At 68.6% G+C, this 19,808-nt stretch carries 17 protein-coding genes; 9 read left to right on the top strand and 8 right to left on the bottom strand.

All coding sequences use genetic code 11. The features are described from left to right. Positions 1–26: 26 nt before the first annotated feature. Together RCH21_RS07530 and RCH21_RS07525 are read left to right on the top strand one after the other, a co-directional pair. On the top strand, positions 27–1,163 hold the full coding sequence (locus RCH21_RS07530; protein WP_326963854.1) for an aminotransferase class V-fold PLP-dependent enzyme: 1,137 nt from the start codon (positions 27–29) through the stop codon (positions 1,161–1,163). Between the two features lie 206 nt (positions 1,164–1,369). Then, positions 1,370–3,205 carry an immune inhibitor A domain-containing protein gene (locus tag RCH21_RS07525; RefSeq protein WP_326963853.1) on the top strand — a complete coding sequence of 612 codons (1,836 nt, stop codon included), beginning with the start codon at positions 1,370–1,372 and terminating at the stop codon, positions 3,203–3,205. Between the two features lie 62 nt (positions 3,206–3,267). Here the strand turns inward: RCH21_RS07525 and RCH21_RS07520 are convergent, their stop codons facing one another. After that, positions 3,268–3,615, bottom strand: coding sequence for a hypothetical protein (locus RCH21_RS07520; RefSeq protein ID WP_326963852.1), 348 nt, complete (start codon positions 3,613–3,615; stop codon positions 3,268–3,270). Positions 3,616–4,436: 821 nt separating this feature from the next. Here RCH21_RS07520 and RCH21_RS07515 point away from each other — a divergent pair. Next, the gene (locus RCH21_RS07515) at positions 4,437–5,288 is read left to right on the top strand and encodes an alpha/beta fold hydrolase (RefSeq protein ID WP_326963851.1); all 852 of its coding nucleotides are present in this window, start codon (positions 4,437–4,439) and stop codon (positions 5,286–5,288) included. A gap of 127 nt (positions 5,289–5,415) precedes the next feature. Here the strand turns inward: RCH21_RS07515 and RCH21_RS07510 are convergent, their stop codons facing one another. The 3 genes from RCH21_RS07510 to RCH21_RS07500 are packed head-to-tail and all read right to left on the bottom strand — an operon-like array spanning position 5,416 to position 7,291. Next, entirely contained in the window at positions 5,416–5,937 is a 522-nt protein-coding gene (locus RCH21_RS07510) for a flavin reductase family protein (protein WP_326963850.1), read from the bottom strand. A gap of 46 nt (positions 5,938–5,983) precedes the next feature. Next, positions 5,984–6,424: a redox-sensitive transcriptional activator SoxR gene (gene soxR, locus RCH21_RS07505; protein ID WP_326963849.1), complete on the bottom strand. Its 441-nt coding sequence runs from the start codon at positions 6,422–6,424 to the stop codon at positions 5,984–5,986. A gap of 9 nt (positions 6,425–6,433) precedes the next feature. Further along, positions 6,434–7,291: an SDR family oxidoreductase gene (locus RCH21_RS07500; RefSeq protein WP_326963848.1), complete on the bottom strand. Its 858-nt coding sequence runs from the start codon at positions 7,289–7,291 to the stop codon at positions 6,434–6,436. Between the two features lie 209 nt (positions 7,292–7,500). Here RCH21_RS07500 and RCH21_RS07495 point away from each other — a divergent pair, with 209 nt between their 5' ends. The 6 genes from RCH21_RS07495 (at position 7,501) to RCH21_RS07470 (ending at position 14,392) form a co-directional block, all read left to right on the top strand. Further along, positions 7,501–8,589 (top strand): Gfo/Idh/MocA family protein, encoded by a 1,089-nt coding sequence (locus tag RCH21_RS07495; protein WP_326963847.1) that lies wholly within the window; start codon positions 7,501–7,503, stop codon positions 8,587–8,589. After that, complete coding sequence (locus RCH21_RS07490; RefSeq protein WP_326963846.1) at positions 8,589–9,350, top strand: ThuA domain-containing protein; 762 nt, start codon at positions 8,589–8,591, stop codon at positions 9,348–9,350. The genes RCH21_RS07495 and RCH21_RS07490 overlap by 1 nt, the downstream gene beginning before the upstream one ends. A gap of 171 nt (positions 9,351–9,521) precedes the next feature. Further along, complete coding sequence (locus RCH21_RS07485) at positions 9,522–10,151, top strand: SGNH/GDSL hydrolase family protein (RefSeq protein WP_326963845.1); 630 nt, start codon at positions 9,522–9,524, stop codon at positions 10,149–10,151. A gap of 102 nt (positions 10,152–10,253) precedes the next feature. Then, positions 10,254–12,737, top strand: coding sequence for a sensor domain-containing protein (locus RCH21_RS07480; RefSeq protein WP_326963844.1), 2,484 nt, complete (start codon positions 10,254–10,256; stop codon positions 12,735–12,737). Between the two features lie 41 nt (positions 12,738–12,778). Beyond that, positions 12,779–14,032 (top strand): amidohydrolase, encoded by a 1,254-nt coding sequence (locus tag RCH21_RS07475; protein WP_326963843.1) that lies wholly within the window; start codon positions 12,779–12,781, stop codon positions 14,030–14,032. A 45-nt stretch (positions 14,033–14,077) separates the two neighbouring features. Next, entirely contained in the window at positions 14,078–14,392 is a 315-nt protein-coding gene (locus RCH21_RS07470; protein ID WP_326963842.1) for an MmcQ/YjbR family DNA-binding protein, read from the top strand. Positions 14,393–14,427: 35 nt separating this feature from the next. Here the strand turns inward: RCH21_RS07470 and RCH21_RS07465 are convergent, their stop codons facing one another. The 4 genes from RCH21_RS07465 to RCH21_RS07450 form a co-directional block, all read right to left on the bottom strand. After that, positions 14,428–15,429 (bottom strand): acyl-CoA thioesterase, encoded by a 1,002-nt coding sequence (locus tag RCH21_RS07465; protein WP_326963841.1) that lies wholly within the window; start codon positions 15,427–15,429, stop codon positions 14,428–14,430. A gap of 44 nt (positions 15,430–15,473) precedes the next feature. After that, complete coding sequence (locus RCH21_RS07460) at positions 15,474–16,517, bottom strand: alcohol dehydrogenase catalytic domain-containing protein (protein ID WP_326963840.1); 1,044 nt, start codon at positions 16,515–16,517, stop codon at positions 15,474–15,476. Positions 16,518–16,569: 52 nt separating this feature from the next. After that, positions 16,570–18,195 carry a BCCT family transporter gene (locus RCH21_RS07455; protein ID WP_326963839.1) on the bottom strand — a complete coding sequence of 542 codons (1,626 nt, stop codon included), beginning with the start codon at positions 18,193–18,195 and terminating at the stop codon, positions 16,570–16,572. 326 nt (positions 18,196–18,521) lie between these two features. After that, positions 18,522–19,745, bottom strand: coding sequence for an MFS transporter (locus tag RCH21_RS07450; protein ID WP_326963838.1), 1,224 nt, complete (start codon positions 19,743–19,745; stop codon positions 18,522–18,524). Between the last annotated feature and the right edge of the window lie 63 nt (positions 19,746–19,808).

Genomic DNA, 19,808 nt, shown 5'->3' with positions numbered 1-19,808 from the left:
AAGCACGGGAAAGTATCGTGGGCCTGATGGCACCCACCGAGAACGACGATGCCGAAGCGTTTGCGTCCTACCAGTCCGCCTTCTCCGAGGAACCCGGCTACCTGAATTTCGCGAGCTACGGCCCGCCGTCGAGCAATGTCCGCGACCGCGTGGCCCATCTCCTGGACACGGCCGGCAACGGCGAAGTCGGCGGTATGGACCACCTCCACGGTGAGGATCTTCGCGCGCGGTCGGCGTTCTCCCGGCTGACGGGCTTCCCCCTGGACCAGGTCGGCCTGACCGCCAGCACGTCGCTGGGGTTGTTCCAGGTGGCGTTCGGCCTCGCCGGTGGAACCGTGCTGGTTAGCGCCGGCGAGTTCCCGGCCAATACCTACCCGTGGCTGCGGACGAGCGGTGCAGGCCGGGCCCGCGTGGAACTGATCGGCGGCCCCGGCACCCACGTGACGCCCGACGTCGTCGCCCGTGGACTCACCGACGATACCGTCGCGGTCAGCGTGAGCGCGGTCGACTTCCGCACGGGCTACCGCGCGGACCTCGCCGGTATCCGGGAGGTGATCGGACCGGACCGTCTTCTCGTGGTGGACGGCATCCAGGGGTTCGGCGTCGTCGACAACGAGTGGACGCTGGCCGACGTGCTGGTCGCAGGTGCCCAGAAGTGGGTGCGCGGTTCCTGGGGCGTGGCCGCTATCGCGGTATCGCCGCAGGGCGTCGAGCGGATCGAGCCGCTGCTCACCGGGTGGACCGGCGTCACCGACTCCAAACGGTACGACGGCGACGAGCATCCGCCCCTGCCGGGGGCAGAGCGCTTCTCGATCTCGAACCTTTCGCCCTACGCGACGGGTGCGTTCGCCGAGGCCCTCGAGCTGATCGAGTCGGTGGGAGTGCCGGCCATCGAGGGCATCATCGCCACTCACGCACAGGCTCTCGTCGAAAGGCTCGACGATGCCGGCGTGCCGGTCCTCTCACCGCGTGACCGCGGCGAACGGGCGGGCATCGTGGCCGTGGGTCTTCCCGGACGGGCGGCCGAGGCGCAGCTGGCCCTCGCGGGAGCAGGCATCTCCACCACGCAGCACGGGGAGGACCGCATCCGGCTCTCCGTCCACGCCACAACCCGTTCCGAGGTGTTCGAGGAGGCAGCAAGGGTGCTGTCGGCGTTCGCCTGAGTGGCGCACTATAGACGGCAGCCCGCCCCTGCGCCAGAGCTCGTGCTGTTGTCGCCCGGCGGATCAAGGATCATCTCCACAATGTCCGAGCGCAGTGCTAGCGTCCCGTCCAGAACGTGTGACCTAGGCAACATGTTCGTAACCTCAGGCACTTACCCTGAGCGTGGTCTACATCGGCTGGGACATTGCCACAAGAAGGAGAACCCTTGAATTCCACTACTCGTACCCGGGGGCTACGGTGCGCGATGGCGCTCGCCGTGACCACCGCCGTCGTGCTCGCTCCCGTGAGCGCGCAGGCCACCACCGGCACCGCGGCGGATGCGCCGACAGCGTCGTCGTTCACGGCCTCACCCGGGGCTGACGGCCCCGCTGGTGCGGCGGAGAAGCTCGACGACCGCTCCGATCCCGCGGCGGACGAACGCCGCGACCTCAACCAGCAGGCCGTGGAGATGGTGATCTCCGGCGAAGCGAAGGTCGAGAACCGCGGCGGCTCGAAGTCGGTGAAGGTTGCTCCGGGTCAGTGGGCGCAGTACGGACTGGAGGACAGCGACCAGATCCTGTCCTTCCTCGTCGACTTCGGCGATGCGACGGATCCGCGGTACCCCACAGCCGCTCCGGGCCCCATCCGCAACACCATCAAGGAACCGGACCGGGTCGTGGACAATTCCACGTACTGGTCCGGCACCTTCGACCGCGAGCACTACCTCGACATGTTCTTCAGCGAGGAGGGCGAATCGCTGAAGGGCGTCTACGAGGAGATGTCGAGCGGCCGTTATACGGTCGACGGTGACGTCAGCGACTGGGTGACCGTGCCCAACTCCTCCGCCAGCTACGGCGAGACGGAAAGCCAGGCGGACATGACCCGCTTCGTGCAGGACACCGCCGATGCCTGGTACGAATCGCAGGTCGCCGCCGGAAAGACGGCTCCAGAGATCGACGCGTACCTCGCGACGTTCGACCAGTGGGACCGCTACGACTTCGACAAGGACGGCGACTTCGACGAGGCCGACGGCTACATCGACCACTTCCAGGCGATCCACGCCGGGGAGGGTGAGGAGGCGGGTGCTGCCTCGTCCGCCATCTGGTCGCACCGCTGGTCCGTCGGCCAGGCAGGACGCGGTACCTCCGGGCCGGCAGCCAACCCCTTCGGCGGCATCAAGATCGGCAATTCGGACGTCTGGATCCGCGACTACACCACGGAACCCGAGAACGGTGGCCTCGGTGTGTTCGCCCACGAATACGGACACGACCTCGGACTGCCGGATCTCTATGACACGAGTGGTGGCGAGAACGGCACAGGCTTCTGGACCCTTATGAGTTCCGGATCCTGGCTCGGCCATGGTGACGGCTCCATCGGCACCACGCCCAACCACATGGGTGCCTGGGAAAAGCTGCAGCTCGGCTGGCTGGATTACGACGTCGCCACTGCCGGCGTGAAGTCGACGCACGAGATCGGCCCTTCGTTCCACGCCACGAAGGCGCCGGAGGCCGTCGTCGTGAACCTGCCGAAGGACGCCGCGGGCAACAACCGCTTCTACATCGCCGAGAACCGCGTGTACGCGGGGTACGACGCGACGCTCGCCTCGGGTCCGTACAACTTCGGCTGGGGCGTCACGGCGCCTGACACCGTGGAGCACTACGCGTACCAGGACGGCCTGAGCATCACGTACTGGAACACGGCGCAGCGCAACAACAACACGCGCCAGCACCCGGGCTCCGGCTTGGCCCTGCCAGTGGACGCACACCCGAAGGCCCTCACCTGGTCCGACGGCACGATCGTCCGCAACCGCATCCAGAGTTTCGACGCGACATTCGGCAAGCAGGCCACCGACGCACTGAGCCTGCACCGCGAGGTTCCCTCGGGCATGACCACGCTGACGGCGCCGTCGCAGCCCGGCGTCGCCGTGTTCGACGACACCAACCCGAACGCCTACTACGACGCCGCGAACCCGCAGGGCTCGGTCGTGGTCGCAGGCACTGGAACGAAGATCGAGGTCGTCCAGTCCAACGCGACCGGGAAGCTGACCCTACAGGTCCGCTGACGCTCGAGATGTGCACGCCGAAGGAGCCGGGAGGTGACTCCCGGCTCCTTCTGTGCCCGGCCCTAGTGGGTGCGTCGCGTACGCCGCGGTTGCGACACGACGGCGACGCCGAGGGCAAGGGCGACGGCCACGATACTGAGGATCCCGGCGGCCACGTAGCGCAGCGGTGGTCCGGTTTCCACCTGGGCCGCCGGCGCCGCGAAGGCCTCGTCGGCCGGCGGCTGCGCCGCGGTGGAATCGGCCGGTGCGGTCTGGACGGACCCCGAGGGGTTCGAGGAAGGGACTGCTGGAGCTGGAACCTCGGCACCTCCCACACCGACGGCGTTATTGGCCGGCCGAGGGAGAGCCGGCGCAGCGGAGGCCGACGCCGGAGCGTCGGGAGGCGCCGCAACCGATGCGGATGGGGACATCGAGGGGGATGGTGATGTCGACACTGTGGGGGCGGCAGACGAGGATACCGACGGAGCCGGGGCCGGCTCGGGCACGACGCCGGGCGAAGCGCTGGGATCCGGCGTATCGGCCGCAGGCCCGGACGGGATCGCGCTCGGCGGCGTCGAGGGAGGAGCATCGGACGGCTCGACGGGTGGACTTGCCGGTGCGGGACTTGGCGGTGGTCCTGGCGACCGAGTGGGAGGGCCCGGGGCATCCGTCGGCGGAGCGATGACCTCCTCCATCGGGGGCGAGGGCACCACCGGGCCCACCTGCCCTGCGATCGTCGGGTGCGCGACGGAGACGCCGGGAACGGCCAGCAGGAATCCGCTAGTGAGCACGAGGGTTGCAAGGGCGCGGGAGAAGCGCATGGCGGGGTCTTTCGGGGGACGGGACCGGATTCTTCTGATCCGAAGCATGCTGAGAGCTCACAGAATTCTACGCCGAAACCACGCCTGGACCCACTCCTGCGGGCCGCACGTCCGGTGCTTGACGCGGTCATCCAAGCAGTGCTGGGGAGACGCGACCGCTCCACCACGGGTGCCTGCATTGTTCCTCGACGATGATGCGCCGGCCCCTGTCCTGATTGCCGGGAGGAGGTGCGGCACCGCCGTGAGGGGCTCCGGCGGCCCACCAGCTTCGACTGTTGACGGGTACTTCCGGGCGGCGGAAGCTGGAGGCAGCCCACCGGACCGTCCCTGCCGCTCGTCCATCCGGCAGCTCGGCCACTCCGAAGACAAAGGGTTATCAACGCACCACAGCGGACCGGATCCGGTCCGCTCCTGAGCGTGAAAGGTACAGCATGCCCTTCCTCACCATCCCAGCAGCGCATTCGACCACCCCGGTGGACCTCCACTACGAGGACTATGGCGTCGGGAAGCCGATCGTCCTGATCCATGGCTGGCCCCTCAGCGGCCGTTCCTGGGAGGGGCAGGTCCCCGCCCTCGTGGCGGCCGGCTATCGCGTCATCACCTATGACCGCCGTGGCTTCGGCCAGTCGTCGCAGCCGTGGTCAGGCTACGACTACGACACGTTCGCCGCAGACCTCGAAGCGTTGCTCGACGGACTGGACCTGCGCGACGTCGTCCTCGTCGGCTTCTCCATGGGCGGTGGCGAACTCGCCCGGTATGTCGGCACCTACGGGGAGGAGCGCGTCGCGAAGCTCGTCTTCGCCAGTGCGGTGACGCCGTACCTGTGGAAGTCGGAGGACAATCCTGACGGCGGCGTGGACCAGGACCTGGCTGACTGGTTCTCGACCGGGATCACCGGTGACCGGGCGGCCTTCCTCCACGAGTTCCTGAACATGTTTTTCACGGCAGGCAAGCCCACGCTGCTGAACCGGCCGATGGTGAGCGACGAGCAGATCGCCTACAACCTGTCGATCGCGCTCGCAGCCTCGCCGAAGGGCACCCTCGATGCCACTGCGGCCTTCGCGACGACGGATTTCAGGAGTGATCTGGACAAGGTGACGGTGCCCACCCTCGTGATCCACGGTGATTCGGACACGATCGTGCCCTTCGAGGTCAGCGGCAAGAGGACGGCGGCGGCCATTGCCGGCAGCGAGACCGTCCTGATCGAGGGCGCCCCGCACGGGCTGACGGTGTCCCACCGTGACGAGTGGAACCGGCACCTGCTCGCTTTCCTCGCCGAGTAGTTCATCCGCCAAGGGCCACCCATCGTCCCGGAGGCTGGGTGGCACTTCGGCTGCCGCCGTCCACGGGCAGTGGTCCGACGTCGACGGTAGTCCGACGTCGACGACGGTGGCGTGGTGCCTGCAGTGGTCAGCCCAGCAGAGAGTGGTCGCCCAGCCGATGGTAGGAGCGGTTGTGGTAGACGAGCGGCGCGACGTCGTCGTTCCCGCCCTGCTCGATGGAGAGGACCTCTGCGGCGAGGATCATCGATCCCCCGACCGCCAGGCGGTGCAGGAGGCGGCACCGCAGGGCCCAGGGCGCCTCGGTCAGAAGCGGCTCGCCCGAAGGAAGTGCGCGCCACTGGGTTGCTTCGCCGAAGCGATCGGCCCCGCGGGTCGCGAAGAGGCGGGCGATGTCGAGCTGGTCCGCTCCGAGGAGATGCACGATCAGCGTGTCAGCCTGCACCAGGACGGCGGCAGACGACGACGCCGTCGAGACCGAGAAGGCGAGGACGGGCGGTTCCGCTGAGACCGAGGACACCGACGACGCCGTCAGGCCGACCGGACCGGCCGGCCCCTGCGCCGTGATGACCGCGATGCCCGCGGGATGGGCGCGGAAAGCGTCCTTGAAAAGATCGGTGGTGGGGATGGCACACTCCATCGGGGCAGTCATGGGTTAAACGCTAGAACCTCAACAGAGGTTGAGGTCAAATCGGGGATCACGGTTCGAGGAGGGTGGACGGGATGCCGCGGCGGCCCGCATCGTCGTTCGGGTTGACGAAGCCGCACGAGGCCAGCGAGAGGCAGCCGCAACCGATGCAACCGCCCAACCGATCCCTCAAGTGCTCCAACTGGGCGATGCGCTGCTCGATCTCCTGCCGCCACACACCCGATAACCGTTGCCAGTCCTCCTGGTCCGGCACCCCGTCCTGCGGCAGCGCGTCGAAGGCGGTGGCGACGGTGGCGAGCGGGATGCCCGCTCGCTGCGCCGCGCGGATGACTGCGACCCGGCGGAGGATCGAGCGGTCATACCGGCGCTGGTTGCCCGAGGTACGGCGGCTCCTGATGAGGCCCTGCCGCTCGTAGAAGTGCAGGGCCGAGACGCTCATGCCGCTACGCGCGGCAAGTTGTCCTACCGACAGGTCCTGGTCGTTCCGCACGCCGCGTCCCTACCCGCCCAGGAGCTCACCGACGTACTGCTTCAGCGGCGTCGTCGGGCGGCCGATGATCCGCGACAGGGTGCCGTCGCTCTCTGCGAGGAGCCCGTCGGCGATATTGGCGTCGACGGCGGCGACGAAGCCGGCCGTGCCGTCGTCGAGCCCGAAGCCCTGCAGCGCGGCGACGTGCTCGTCCGTGGAGACCTGGTCGACCGTGACCTCATGGCCTGCGACCTCGGCCACGGCCGAAGCGAGCTCGTCGACGTTCCAGGGCTCGTCGCCACCGAGTTCGAGAATTTCGCCCGCGTAGTCCTCCGACAGCAGGACGACGGCGGCTGCTTCCGCGAAGTCACGACGGGTGGCGCTGGCGACCCTGCCGGTGCCCGCGCTGGTCAGGATGGTCCCGGTCGAGGCGGCCTGACGGATGGTGTCGTCATAGTTCTCCGTGTACCAGTTGTTGCGTAGCACCGTGTAGGTGAGTCCGGAGCCTTCGAGCAGTCCCTCGGTGGCCTTGTGTTCGGGTGCGAGGACGAGGGCCGAGGTGGAGGCCTTCGGGGCGCTCGTGTAGACGAGTGTGGCGTCGACCCTGCGGGCGGCATCGATGACGGCCTTGTGCTGCACCGAGCGCTTGCCCACCTCGTTGCCCGAGATGAGCAGGATCCGGTCGGCCCCCACGAAGGCGTCGTCGAGCGTGGAGGGGTCGGAGTAGTCGATACGGGCGGTGCGGACGCCGCGCTCGGCGAGTTCGGCCAGCGCGTCCTCGTTGCGGCCGCCGGCGACGACGGTCGACGGGTCGACGCCGCGCGCCAGCAGCTGCTCGACGACCTGGTGGCCGAGGTGGCCGGTGGCTCCGGTGATGACGATGGTCATGGATGTCCTCCTGCTCAGGCACCCGTGCGGTGCGACTACAGGCAATAACCGGGTTCGGCCGAAAAGGCTTCCCGAAAGAACGTGCTTATAGCTGGTGTCGCTGATCGACGGGAACCAGGAGGCCGTGGACACCGGGCCCGGCGAGCCGGTAGGACTGCTGGAGGGACGCGTACCGAACCCGCCCGATCCGACGGCGAAGGACGACATTCTTGGACGAGCACGCATTGCACGGGCAACGCCGCCTCAGGGTAGGGGTGGTGGGGATCGGCTGGGCCGGCCGCCAGCACCTCGAGGCGTACGCGAACAGCGACGACGTCGAGATCATCGGCCTGGCCGGCATGGAGCCGGACCTCCTCGCGGAACTTCAGGCCCGGTACGGCATCCCGCACGCCGTCGAGCGGTGGGAGGACCTCATCGCCCTGGAGGGGCTCGACGCCGTCAGCGTCGCCGTCCCCACCTTTCTGCACGCGCCCATCACCGTCGCAGCCCTGGAGCACGGACTCCATGTGCTGAGCGAGAAGCCCATCGCCCGGAACGGCGACGAGGGCCAGCTCATGGTCGACGCCGCCCGAAGGGCCGGCCGCGTCCTCGAGGTCGCATTCAACCACCGCCGCCGCGGCGACATCGCCGCCCTTAAACGCGTGCTCGACGACGGCGTCCTCGGCCGCCCCTACTACGCCAAGGCCTCGTGGCTGCGCCGGTCCGGCATCCCGTCGCTCGGCAGCTGGTTCACGAACCGGGAGATGGCCGGCGGCGGACCGCTGGCGGACATCGGCGTGCACATTATCGATTACGCCCTGCACCTGCTCGGCGAACCGAAGGTCCTCTCGGTCTCGGCGTCGACCTACTCCGAACTCGGTCCGAAGGGCCGCGGCGGGGGTGTGTACGGCGCACAGGCCGCCGGCTCGGCCTTCGAGGTCGAGGACTTCGCGTCCGCGTTCATCCGGCTCGACGGCGGGGCGACCCTGCTGGTCGAGGCCGGCTGGGCGGCCTACCGCGACGAGGACGACGTGATGGACTTCCGCGTCTACGGCACCGACGGCGGAGCCGAGATGAGGAGGGTCGGCACGGCGAACAGTGCCGTCGAGAGCCTCCACGTCTACACGGAGGAGGGCGACTTCGACCCGGAGGTGGGTCCGTCACCAGGCCACCAGGGCGTCGTCGACGACTTCCTCGCGGCCGTCCGCGCGGGGGAGGCGCAGTGGACCCGGCACGACGGCGGCGTCGCCCTGCACCGCGCCCGCATCGTCGACGCCTGCTACGCATCCGCAGCCCAGCACCGGGAGGTACAGCTCTGATGGGAGCCGACACATTCTCGACCGAGCCCACCGTCCTCGTCTGGAACGAGGGCGTCCACGAGGCCCGCAATCAACCGGCGACCATCGGGACAACCTACCCGCGGGGCATCCACGGTGCCATCGCGGAGTTCCTCGCCGGGTACTTCCCCGGATCGGACATCACGACGGCGACCCTCGCGGACCCCGAGCACGGCCTGACGGAGGAGCGCCTGGCTGGAACCGACGTGCTGGTGTGGTGGGGGCACATCGCGCACGGCGAGGTGTCCGACGACGTCGTGGACCGGGTGCACCGCCACGTGCTGGCAGGCATGGGTCTCGTGGTGCTGCACTCCGGCCACCTCTCGAAGATCCTCACCCGTCTGCTCGGCACCACCTGCTCGCTGAAGTGGCGGAACGACGGCGAACGCGAACTGGTCTGGACGGTCAAGCCGTCCCACCCGATCGCAGCTGGTATCGAGAGCCCGATCGTCATTCCCGAGCAGGAGATGTACGGCGAACTGTTCGACATCCCCGAGCCGGACGACCTCATCTTCATCAGCTCCTTCGAGGGCGGCGAGGTGTTCCGCTCGGGCGTGACCTTCTCGCGCGGAAAGGGCCGGATCTTCTACTTCAGCCCCGGTGACCAGGAGTACCCCGTCTACCACCACCCGCAGATCCAGCGGGTGCTCGCGAACGGCGTCGACTGGGTGGCGCGGCCCGGCTCCGTACGCTCCGCCCCCGGGGTGGAGAACCCGGCGCGGGACTGGTTCCTGGGCGACTAGCGGAGTTCAGCGGGCTGCCGGACATCCTCCACGGCACCTCCTCCCGGATCGGGCTGGTCACCGGTGTGCATCTCTTGTACCCCGGACGGAACCGGGACGCCAGTGCTGCGCGTACTGGTGGCCACGGGCGCCAGCGGTTCACCATGGGGGATCGACGATCCAGGAGGAAGCATGGGGCATGTGGTGCTGCTCGGAGATTCGATCTTCGACAATGGGCGGTACGTGGACGGTGGCCCCGACGTCGTCGCGCAGGTCCGCGACGCCCTGCCGGAGGATTGGAGAGCCACCCTGCTGGCCGTCGACGGCGATGTCATCGGTGGCGTCGCCCGGCAACTGCGGTCCGTGCCGCCCGGCGCCACCCACCTCGTGGTCAGCGTCGGAGGGAACGACGCCCTGGGATACCGCCACCTGTTGCAACGGCCGGTGGACAGCGTGCCCGAGGCGCTCCTCGCCTTCCACGACGTCCAGCGCGACGTCGGCCGCGCCTACGGATCGATGCTCGACGGTGTCACCGCGCGGGGTCTGCCCGTCGCCGTCTGCACCATCTACGACACCCCCGCCTCGGAACCGGGCTACGCCGTGGTCCGCACGGCGCTCGCCTTCTTCAATGACTGCATCACGCGGGCTGCGTTCGCGCGCGACGTGTCCGTCGTCGACCTGCGCCTCGTGTGTGATGACGACGGAGACTACGCCAACCCCATCGAGCCCTCCGTGCAAGGCGGCAGGAAGATCGCGGCAGCCATCTCCGCGTTCCTCCTTCCCGGTCCGCCCGGGAGTCGACCGGTGGTCCTGGCACGCTGATGGGGAAGAAGTGGTTCCCCCAGCAGGCTCCGCAGGGTTAGCGTTCGGCTATGGGGACGGAAGTCCAGCAGCGCACCGTCCACCGAGCTTCGGAGTAGCAGCATGGTCGATACCGGCACGAACGGCACAGCCATCACTCCGCAGGAGTTGAGTGACGGCGTAGTCCTCGACAGGCACGCCCTCTTCGAGTCCGTCGTCACCCATGCCGGTGACGTCGTCCTCGTGACGGAGGCAGAACCGATCGACGCGGCGTCCGGCGGACCGAAGGTCGTGTACGTCAACCCGGCCTTCACCCGCATGACCGGGTACGAAGCCCACGAGATCCTCGGCCGGACGCCCCGGATCATGCAGTCCCCGGCGACGGACCGCCGGGAGCTCGACCGGCTGCGGGCCGCGTTGCTGGCCTGGCGACCCATCGAGGTCGAGCTCCTCAACGTGCGCAAGGACGGTAGCGAGTTCTGGGCGCAGATCAGCATCACGCCGGTCGCGGACCGGGCGGGGCACTTCACCCACTGGATCGCCATCCAGCGGGAGATCACCGAGCGTAAGCGCCGCGAACTGGGTATCAAGACCATGCTGGACAGCACCTCCGACCTCCTCCTCGTACTCGACGACGGCCGCGTCTCCGCAGCCAGCACCGCGTCCCGGGCGATCCTCGGGTTCGAGCCCGAGCAGGTGCAGGGCCGGTCTTTCGAGGAGCTCGTCCATCCTGGCGACGTGGCGCCCGCCCGGTCGATCCTGGCGGGGGCCGCCGTCCCGCCCCTCGGCACCCGGGCACCCGCGACCGTGCGCGTGAAGCACCGGGACGGGACCTGGCGTTGGCTCGAGCTGCAGGCCTCGCAGCTGACGAAGGACGAGGACGGACTCACCGGCGTCGTCGTGGCCTGCACCGATGTCACGGACCGGGTGCGGGTCGAGGAGGAACTCGAGGTCACCAACGGGCGCTTCCGCAGCGCCTTCGACGACGCCCCCATCGGGATGGCCATCACGTCGCTGACCGGGCAGTTCCTCCAGGTCAACAACGCACTGTGTGATCTGCTCGGACGCAGCCCGTCGATGATGCTGGCGCACTCCGTGCAGGATGTGACCCACCCGGATGACGTCCTGCACTCCGAGCGCCAGCGAAGGGCGCTCACGCGCGGTGCGCAGGACACCCATCAGCACGAGACGCGCTTCCTTCATTCGGACGGGACCGTCGTCGGAATCCTGCATTCCTCATCGGTGGTGCGTGATGCGCAGGGCGTGCCCACTCTGCTGATCGACCACGTCGAGGACATCACGGACCGCCAGAACCTCGAAGCCAGGCTCCAGCACCAAGCCCTTCACGACACCCTGACGGGCCTGCCGAACCGTGCACTGTTCATGGACCGCCTCGAGCGAGCGCTCGCATCGGAGGACGGGAGCGGTTCGGCCCGGGTCGCCGTGCTGTTCTGCGACATCGACAGGTTCAAGACCATCAACGACACGTTCGGCCACCACGTCGGCGACCTCGTCCTGACGTCGATCGCCCAGCGCATCCAGTCGGTGCTCCGTCCCACGGACACGGCAGCCCGGCTCGGCGGGGACGAACTCACTGTCCTCTGCACATCCTCGAGTGCGGCGAAGGCGCAGGACACTGCGGACCGTATCCGCGCAGCGCTTGCCGAGCCGGTCACGATCAACGAGGCGCAGATCCCGGTGACCCTGTCCATGGGGATCGCCCTGTCCGCGCCGGGGAGGAGTACTGCGGAACAACTGCTGCGTGACAGCGACGATGCGATGTACGCGGCGAAGGGCTCTGGACGGAACCGGTACACCCTGCACGACGAGGCGCACAGCGAGAGCATCCGGCGCCGCCTCCAGCTCAAGGCCGCATTGCCGGACGCCATCCTCAAGGGCGAGCTGAGCCTGCACTACCAGCCGCAGATCGACCTCAACACGGAGGAGCAGGTGGGCAGCGAGGCACTGGTGCGGTGGCACCACCCGACGCTGGGCATACTCATGCCGGGCGAGTTCATCGAGCTCGCGGAGGAAGCCGGGTTGATGCGCCATCTGGGCCGCTGGGTGCTCGGCGAGGTCATGCGCAGGGTGGCACTGAAGGGACGCCGGGGCGTCGGCGCTCCCGGTGTCATCTGGATGAATACCTCCGCCTCCGAGCTGGACGATCCCGACTTCGCGGTCGGTGTCGAGAAGGCACTGTCACAGCACGGCGTCCCCGGGAGTGTCCTCGGTTTCGAGATCACTGAGAGTGTCCTCATGACCAACCTCGGCCGGGCACGGGGTAATCTCGCCCTGCTGCGGTCGCTCGGTGTTCAGCTCGCCATCGACGATTTCGGGACCGGGTATTCGTCCCTGTCCTACATCGGACAGTTCCCGGTGGACACCATAAAGATCAACAGCTCGTTCATCGCGGGCCTCGACAGCCCTGCCCGCCGCAGGGAGTCCTTCGCCGTCATCACGGCCGTGATCAGTCTCGCGCACTCGCTGGGGCTGACCGTGGTGGCCGAGGGCATCGAAACGCAGACGCAGTCGATGATCCTTCACGGACTCGGGTGCGACCAGGGTCAGGGCTACTTCTTCGGGAAGCCGCGCGCCTCCGGCACCTGAGCCGATGGCATCAGCGTGCGGGCGGTGCGTAGGGTCGGAGGATGCAGCCCGACAGGATCATCGCCCTCCGCCGCCAGTTCCACGCCCACGCCGAGCCGGGCTTCCTCGAGTACCGGACAGCATCCGTGATCCTCGCAGAGCTCCGCTCGCGCGACATCCCGGTGACCACCGGTGCCGGTGCGATCGACGTCGCCCGCATCGCACTGCCACCCACGCAGGCCGAGCAGGACGAGTGGGGGCGCCGTGCCGTCGAGGCGGGTACACCGGCCGACGACGTCGCCTACTTCCGACAGCACGGGACGGCGATCATCGCCGAGCTGCAGGGGAACAGGCCGGGGCCTACCTGGGGCCTCCGCGTCGACATCGACGCCCTTCCCGTCGAGGAGGAGTCGGCGGACGACCACGCCCCTGCCGCGGGCGGCTACCGCTCCGTCACCCCTTACATGCACGCCTGCGGACACGACGGGCACGCCGCGATCGGCCTCGCGCTCGCCGACCGGCTGCACGACGGCGACTTCCCGGGCCGGGTCCGCATCCTGTTCCAGCCCGCCGAGGAGGGTGTTCGTGGCGCCCAGCCGATGATCGACGCCGGGGTGACGCGCGGGGTGGATCGCATGCTCGCGGTGCACCTCGGGGGGAACCTGCCGACGGGGAGCGTGGTCGGCGGCGTCACGGACGCGATGGCCACCACCAAGTGGACGGCGCGGTTCGAAGGAGAGGCGTCCCACGCCGCAGCAGCTCCCGAGCTGGGGCGCCACGCACTCGCCGCGGCCGCGCAGGCGACACTCGCGATCCTCGGGCTCACCCGGTTCGCGGCGGCGGACACGAGGGTCAATGTCGGTACGTTCCACGCCGACGGCAGCGCCAACATCATCCCCGCCGTCGCAACGATCACCTACGAAACGCGCTCCACCTCCAACGACGTCCTGGACGACCTGAACCGGCGCGCCGAGGCGGTCGTGCAGGGCGCCGCGCAGATGTACGGGGTGACGGTGATATCGAAGACCTACGGCAGCGCCGCGGTGTCGCAGCCCGACGACGACCTGCTCGAGGGCCTCGCCCGGGCGGCCGATAATGTCCCCGCCGTCACCACCTTCACACCGAAGGGAGCCTCCGGAGGCGGCAGCGATGACGCGCACCTGCTCATCCGCGCCGTGCAGGAGGCAGGCGGACTCGGCACCTACGTCTTCGTCGGCGCATCCAACCCGGCACCGCACCACCACCGCCGGTTCGATGTCGACGAAAATGCCATCGTCATCGCCGTCGACCTGCTCGAGAACCTCTTCAGGAGCTGAAAGAAACCGCTGGACCCCTCAGAGGTCCGGTGCCATCGTTGGTGCATGGTCGGTGAAGACGACGTACGGTCCCTGTGCCTGGCCCTGCCCGGGGCATCCGAGCGGTTGAGCTGGAACCGGCCCGCGTGGTTCGCCAGGACCCTCTTCGCCCGCATGTGGGACGACACCGTGCTGACCGTCAAGACGAACGAGCGCGACGCCCTGCTCGCCACGCAGCCCGGAGCGTTCTTCGTCCACCCGCACCATGAGGAGTACAGGACCCTGGTGCTCGTGCGGCTCGGCCGGGTCGACGCCGAGGAACTGGCGGAGCTCATCGACGAGTCCTACCGGATCGCCAATGCCGTGCGCTCCCGTACCTGAGCGGTATCGCTGCTGCGGGCCGGGTGCGGCGGGTCCTACCCGTTCCCGCCGGAGCCCGGGCGCAGGTGGGTGGGCAGCACGCTCCCCGGCGCACGGCTGCGGATGAGCAGGAGGTTCCGCGCGTGCTCGTGGAGCCGGCGGTCCTCTTCCGACTGCGGCGCCCAGGGCGGCACGGGGACAGCCGTACCCTCGTCGTCGCGCGCCACCATGACGGTGAGGCAGGTGGTGGTCAGGTCCATCTCGCGTGACCTCGGGCTGCCGGACCGCACATGCACGGCGACGTGCATGCCCTTGTGTCCGGTGTAGACGAGGCGCGCCTCCACCTCGACGACGTCGCCGATCCGCAGCGGCTTGAGGAACCGGACGCCACCCGAGAAGACAGCCACGGTATCAAGACCGCAATACCGGGCGGAGCAGACGTACGCGGCTTCATCGATCCAGTCCATGACCGTCCCGCCGTGCACCTTCCCGCCCCAGTTGACGTCGGTGGGGGCAGCGAGGAAGCGCAGCACCGTGCGCTCAGCGGTGCCTGCGTCGGTGTACTCCTGGCGGCGCATCTCCTCGACGATGTCCTTGCGGACCGCGATGCGCGCCACCGCGTGGTCACTGTCCAGCCGTTCGGCGTCCGTGCGTGGCTCGAACGCGGGGACGGGGACGGGCTTGCCGTCAGGACCGACGGCCACGAAGATCACGAGGCATTCGCTGCGCTTCCCGCCGTCGTCCCCTGAGACCGAGCCGGAGGAGACCACCGTCCGGATGTGCATGGAGGACGTGCCCGTGTGGACGATCGTCGCCTCGACCTCCACGAGATCGCCCACCACCACCGGATCCGCGAAATGGATGTTTCCCACATAGGCCGTCACGCAGTAGGTCTTGGCCCAGCCCACGGCTGCGGCATAGGCGGCCTTGTCCACCCACTCCAGCACGGTCCCGGCGTCCACGGAGCCGCTGTGACCGAGGTCGGTCGGCGACGCGAGGAAGCGGAGGGTGACGGAATTCTCGAGGGGAGTGTCGACGGCGGACGAGGGTGCGGTCATGCACCAGTATCACCACGGCGCGGGGGGAACCGGTAGCCGGGGCGTCAGGGCCCGAGATCGATGACGGTCACTCCGCCGGTGGATCGGTCACCGGCCATCGCCACGAGCGCATCGGGGACCTCCTCGAGGGTGATCCTGCGCTCGATGAGGTCCTGGGGGCGCAACCGGTTCTCGGCGACGAGGGCCAGCAGCCCGGGGTAGTCCTGCGCGGGCATGCCGTGGCTCCCGAGGACGGAGAGTTCCCTGCCGATGACTGCTCCCATGGGCAGAACCGGATCGGAGGGGAAAAGGCCGATCTGCACGTGCCGGCCACGGGGACGGAGCGAGAGGATGCCGACGGAGGCGGTCTCCTCCCGACCGAGCGCGTCGACGGACACATCGATACCGTTCGGCACGGCTGCGCGCACGGCCGCAAGCACCTCCTCCCGCGACAGTCCACGCGAGTTGATGGTGACTGCGGCGCCGAAGCGGCCGGCCCGGGCCAGCGCGTCGTCGTCGATGTCGACGGCGACGACCCGCGCACCCAGCGCCGTACCGATCATTACGGCGCTGAGTCCTACGCCGCCACAACCGACCACCACGAGTGACTCGCCGCCCTCGAGGCGGGCCTGGTGGACGAGGCCGCGGTAGGACGTCGCGAAGCGGCACCCGAGGAGGGCGGCAGCACCGGCGTCGAGCGTGGCAGGCACCGCGATGAGGTTCGTGTCGGCGTCGTGGAGTGCCACGAGTTCCGCGAAGGAGCCCCAGTGGGTGAAGCCGGGCTGGGTCTGGTTCCGGCACACCTGGCCGTTGCCGGAGGCGCACTCGGGGCAGTGGCCGCAGGCGCAGACGAAGGGCGTCGTGACGCGGTCGCCGACAGCGAAGCGGTGAACGTCGTCACCGACTTCCTCGATCGTCCCCACCAGTTCGTGGCCGGGGACGTGCGGGAGTGTGATGCCGTCGTCGTGCCCCAACCAGCCGTGCACGTCGCTGCGGCACAGACCGGTGGCTTGGACGCGGACGACGACGCCGCGAGCCGAGGGGGCGGGTTCCGGGACATCCCGGAGGACAGGGCGGGCGGAGAACCCGTCGAAGCAGACAGCGCGCATCGCACCATTCTGCCCCGCGCGTTCCCCGCCCGGTGCATCGCCCTGATGGAGGTCAGGACGCCTGCTGTGTCACCTTCCGGGCCGCGCGGGCACCGGTCCTGCGTGCAGCAAGGATCATCGGATCCTTGCGGAGGTCCATCATGAGGGCCACGCACAGCCCGATCATGACGAGCAGGAACGGTGCGGCCGCGATGATCGTCAGCGTCTGCAGTGCCCCCAGGCTTCCCACGGAGAGCAGGACGGCGGCCACTCCACCGGTGAGCGCGCCCCACATGATGGTCAGCCACTTCCGAGGCACCGCAGCGCCGAAGGAGGACAGCGAGCCGAGCACGATCGACGAGGCGTCGGCTCCGGAGATGAAGAAGATGGCTACGAGGATGACCACGAGGATCGAGGTCACGGAAGCCAGCGGGTACTCGGCGAGGAGGGCGAACATCGCCGACTCCTGGCTCTCGGCGTTGGCCGCCGCGATGTCCACGCCGTTGTCCTGCAGGTTCAGCGCGGAGCCGCCCCACACGCCGAACCAGAGGACGCTGATGACGCTCGGCACGGCGACGACGCCGATGACGAACTCACGGATGGTGCGTCCCCGCGAGATCTTGGCGAGGAAGGAGCCGACGAAGGGCGTCCACGAGACCCACCAGGCCCAGTAGAAGATGGTCCATGCGGCCAGCCACTCGTGGCCACCGAAGGCACCCGTGCGCGACGACATCTGCGGCAGGCTGACGAGGTAGTTGCCGGCCGAGGCCGGGATGAGTTCGAGGATGAACACGGTGGGGCCCACGACGAACAGGAAGAACAGCAGGGCAAGGGCCAGAATCATGTTGCCGTTGGACAGCCACTTGATGCCACGGCTGACTCCGCTGACGGCGGAGATGACGAAGCAGACGGTCAGCACTGCGATCAGGGTGATCTGCAGGGGCAGGCTGCTGCCTACGCCGAATACCTCGGTCAGGCCGCCGTTGATCTGCAGGACGCCGAGGCCCAGGGATGTGGCGGAACCGAAGAGGGTAGCGAAGATCGCGAAGACGTCGATGGCGCGCATCGACTTCGGGATGGAGCGGCCGCGGAAGAGGGGCGAGAAGGCGGCGCTGAAGCCGGTGCCCCGGCCCTTGCGGAAGCCGGAGTAGGCGAGGGCGAGGCCGACGACGGCGTAGATCGCCCAGGGGTGGATGGCCCAGTGGAAGAGGGTGTAGTTCATGGCCTCACGGGCCGCTTCGGCGCTACCGGGCTCAATGCCCTCGACGGGCGGCGTGAGGTAGTGGGAGATGGGCTCGGTGACCCCGTAGAACATGAGTCCGATGCCCATGCCCGCGCTGAACATCATCGCGATCCAGGAGACCCTCGAGAACTCGGGCTTCTCGCCGTCCTTGCCGAGGGGGATCCGGCCGTACTTGCTGAACGCGAGAAACAGCGCGAAGATGACGAATCCGCTGGCCGTGAGCACGAAGGCCCACCCGAAGTTCGAGACGAGGCCGTTGAGCACCGAGGTGGTGACCGCAGAGAACTGGGTGGGGAAGACGACCGCTGCCAGCATGAGCAGGATGACGATCGAGAGGGAGACGAAAAGCACCGGTCGGTCCAGCGCAGCCTTCGCGGGGGTCTCTCCGGGAGGGGCCTCGAAAGGCGTGGCCTCACTGGGCGGTGATCCTTGGATGGGCTCGGTGGAATTAGACATGCGCCTTACGTTACGCCGTGATGATGGCCTGGTCCCAGTGTGCGAAGGGTGAAATAACGCTTGCTGGGCACTTTTCCCGTGCTCCCGACGTCGTCCGCTTCCTGCCGTTCCACGCCGTCAACCTGCTCACCGCAGGCCTCTCGCTTCCCAGCGTGCGCCCCGGATAGAGTCGAATCGACGCGCACGCCGTGCGGCGCATCGGGTGACCGCCTGCAGGAGCGCCGACGCGCCCGCCCGCCGGCCGGATCGGTATTCTATCCGATCACCGATTGTGACCAAGCACCCATCCAGAGGCCTGTTCTACGTGCGAATATGCCCCCGCGAGGTCATTCCTGCCGGAGCCGACGCCGTTCCCGCCGGTCCTTGGCGGTGTCGGTCGCAAGGCTCAGGCCGAGTCCTGTCGCGACAAGGAGGATCATCACGAACGGCAGGACCTCGAGTCCGATGCCGTCGAGCAGGAGCCCGCCGAGGAGCGCTCCGCCGCCGATGCCCACGTTGAACGCCGTCGTCTGAAGGGCCGCGGACAGGTCGCGCGTGCGGAAGGATGCTGTCCGCAGCATGCGGGTCTGCAGCATCGCGGGGATGCCGCCGAAGGCCGCACCCCAGACGATGACCGCGATCAGCACCAGCACGGTGTTCGTGGTCACGAGGGCCAGCGTGAGCACGGCGGCCATGACGACCAGGACGACACTGGCGAACGCCTTCTTCGGGAAGCGGTCGGCGGCATAGCCTGCACCGATGAGGCCGATGATCCCTGCGCCGCCGTAGAGGAACAGGACCAGGGCGATGGACCCGGGCTCGAAGGATGAGACGTCCGTCAACCAGGGGGCGATATAGGTGTAGAAGGTGTTCTGGCCGGTCAGGATGATCAGGATGACGATGCACAGCAGGATCACGGCGCGGAAGCTGGGGTCGCGCGTGAGGGGTACACGCTCCTCGCCGGCCTTTCGCGCCACGTGGTGGTTGACGGGTGGGAGGAACTTCACGATCACGAGGGCCAGGATCGCGACGACCACTCCGATGATGGTGAAGGCCGCGCGCCAGCCGAGCGCGTTGCCGATCGCCGTTCCCACCGGGACGCCGAGGACAAAGGCGGCCGTTCCGCCGCCGGCGGTGATGGCGACCGCCTTGCCGAGCTGGTGGGCAGGAACGAGGTGGGCCGCGTAGGCAGCCACCACGGCCCAGAAGAGGCCGTGCGCCAGTCCGCCCATGATGCGCGCGGCGACCAGCACGCCGTAGGTCGGCGCGACGGCCGCGAGGACGTTCGCAACGGCGATCACCAGAAGCACGACGACGATCAGCGACTTGCGCGAGAACCGCTGGGTCACGGCGGCGAGTGGGGTGGTCGCGACGACGACGGTGCCCGCGAAGATCGTCACGAGGTAGCCGGCCGTCGAGATGCCGACGCCGAGGTCGCGTGCCATGGCGGGTAGGAGGCCCGTGGGCAGGAATTCGCTGGTCACGGAGACGAAGATGGCACCGGCGAGGGACAGGAGACCCACGTAGGGAAAGGGCGCGGTGGCCGTCACGGGCGGGGAGGAAACAGACAAGGGACACCAATCATGGGAACTTCCGGTGGGCTTTGCCTCGGCTGCACCGTTGAAGGCCGAAGG

Source organism: Arthrobacter sp. PL16, from assembly GCF_035985055.1.
Taxonomy (GTDB): Bacteria; Actinomycetota; Actinomycetes; order Actinomycetales; family Micrococcaceae; genus Arthrobacter_D; species Arthrobacter_D cheniae.
Note: the sequence above shows the minus strand (reverse complement) of the source record. Positions and strands in the feature narration are given on the sequence as shown.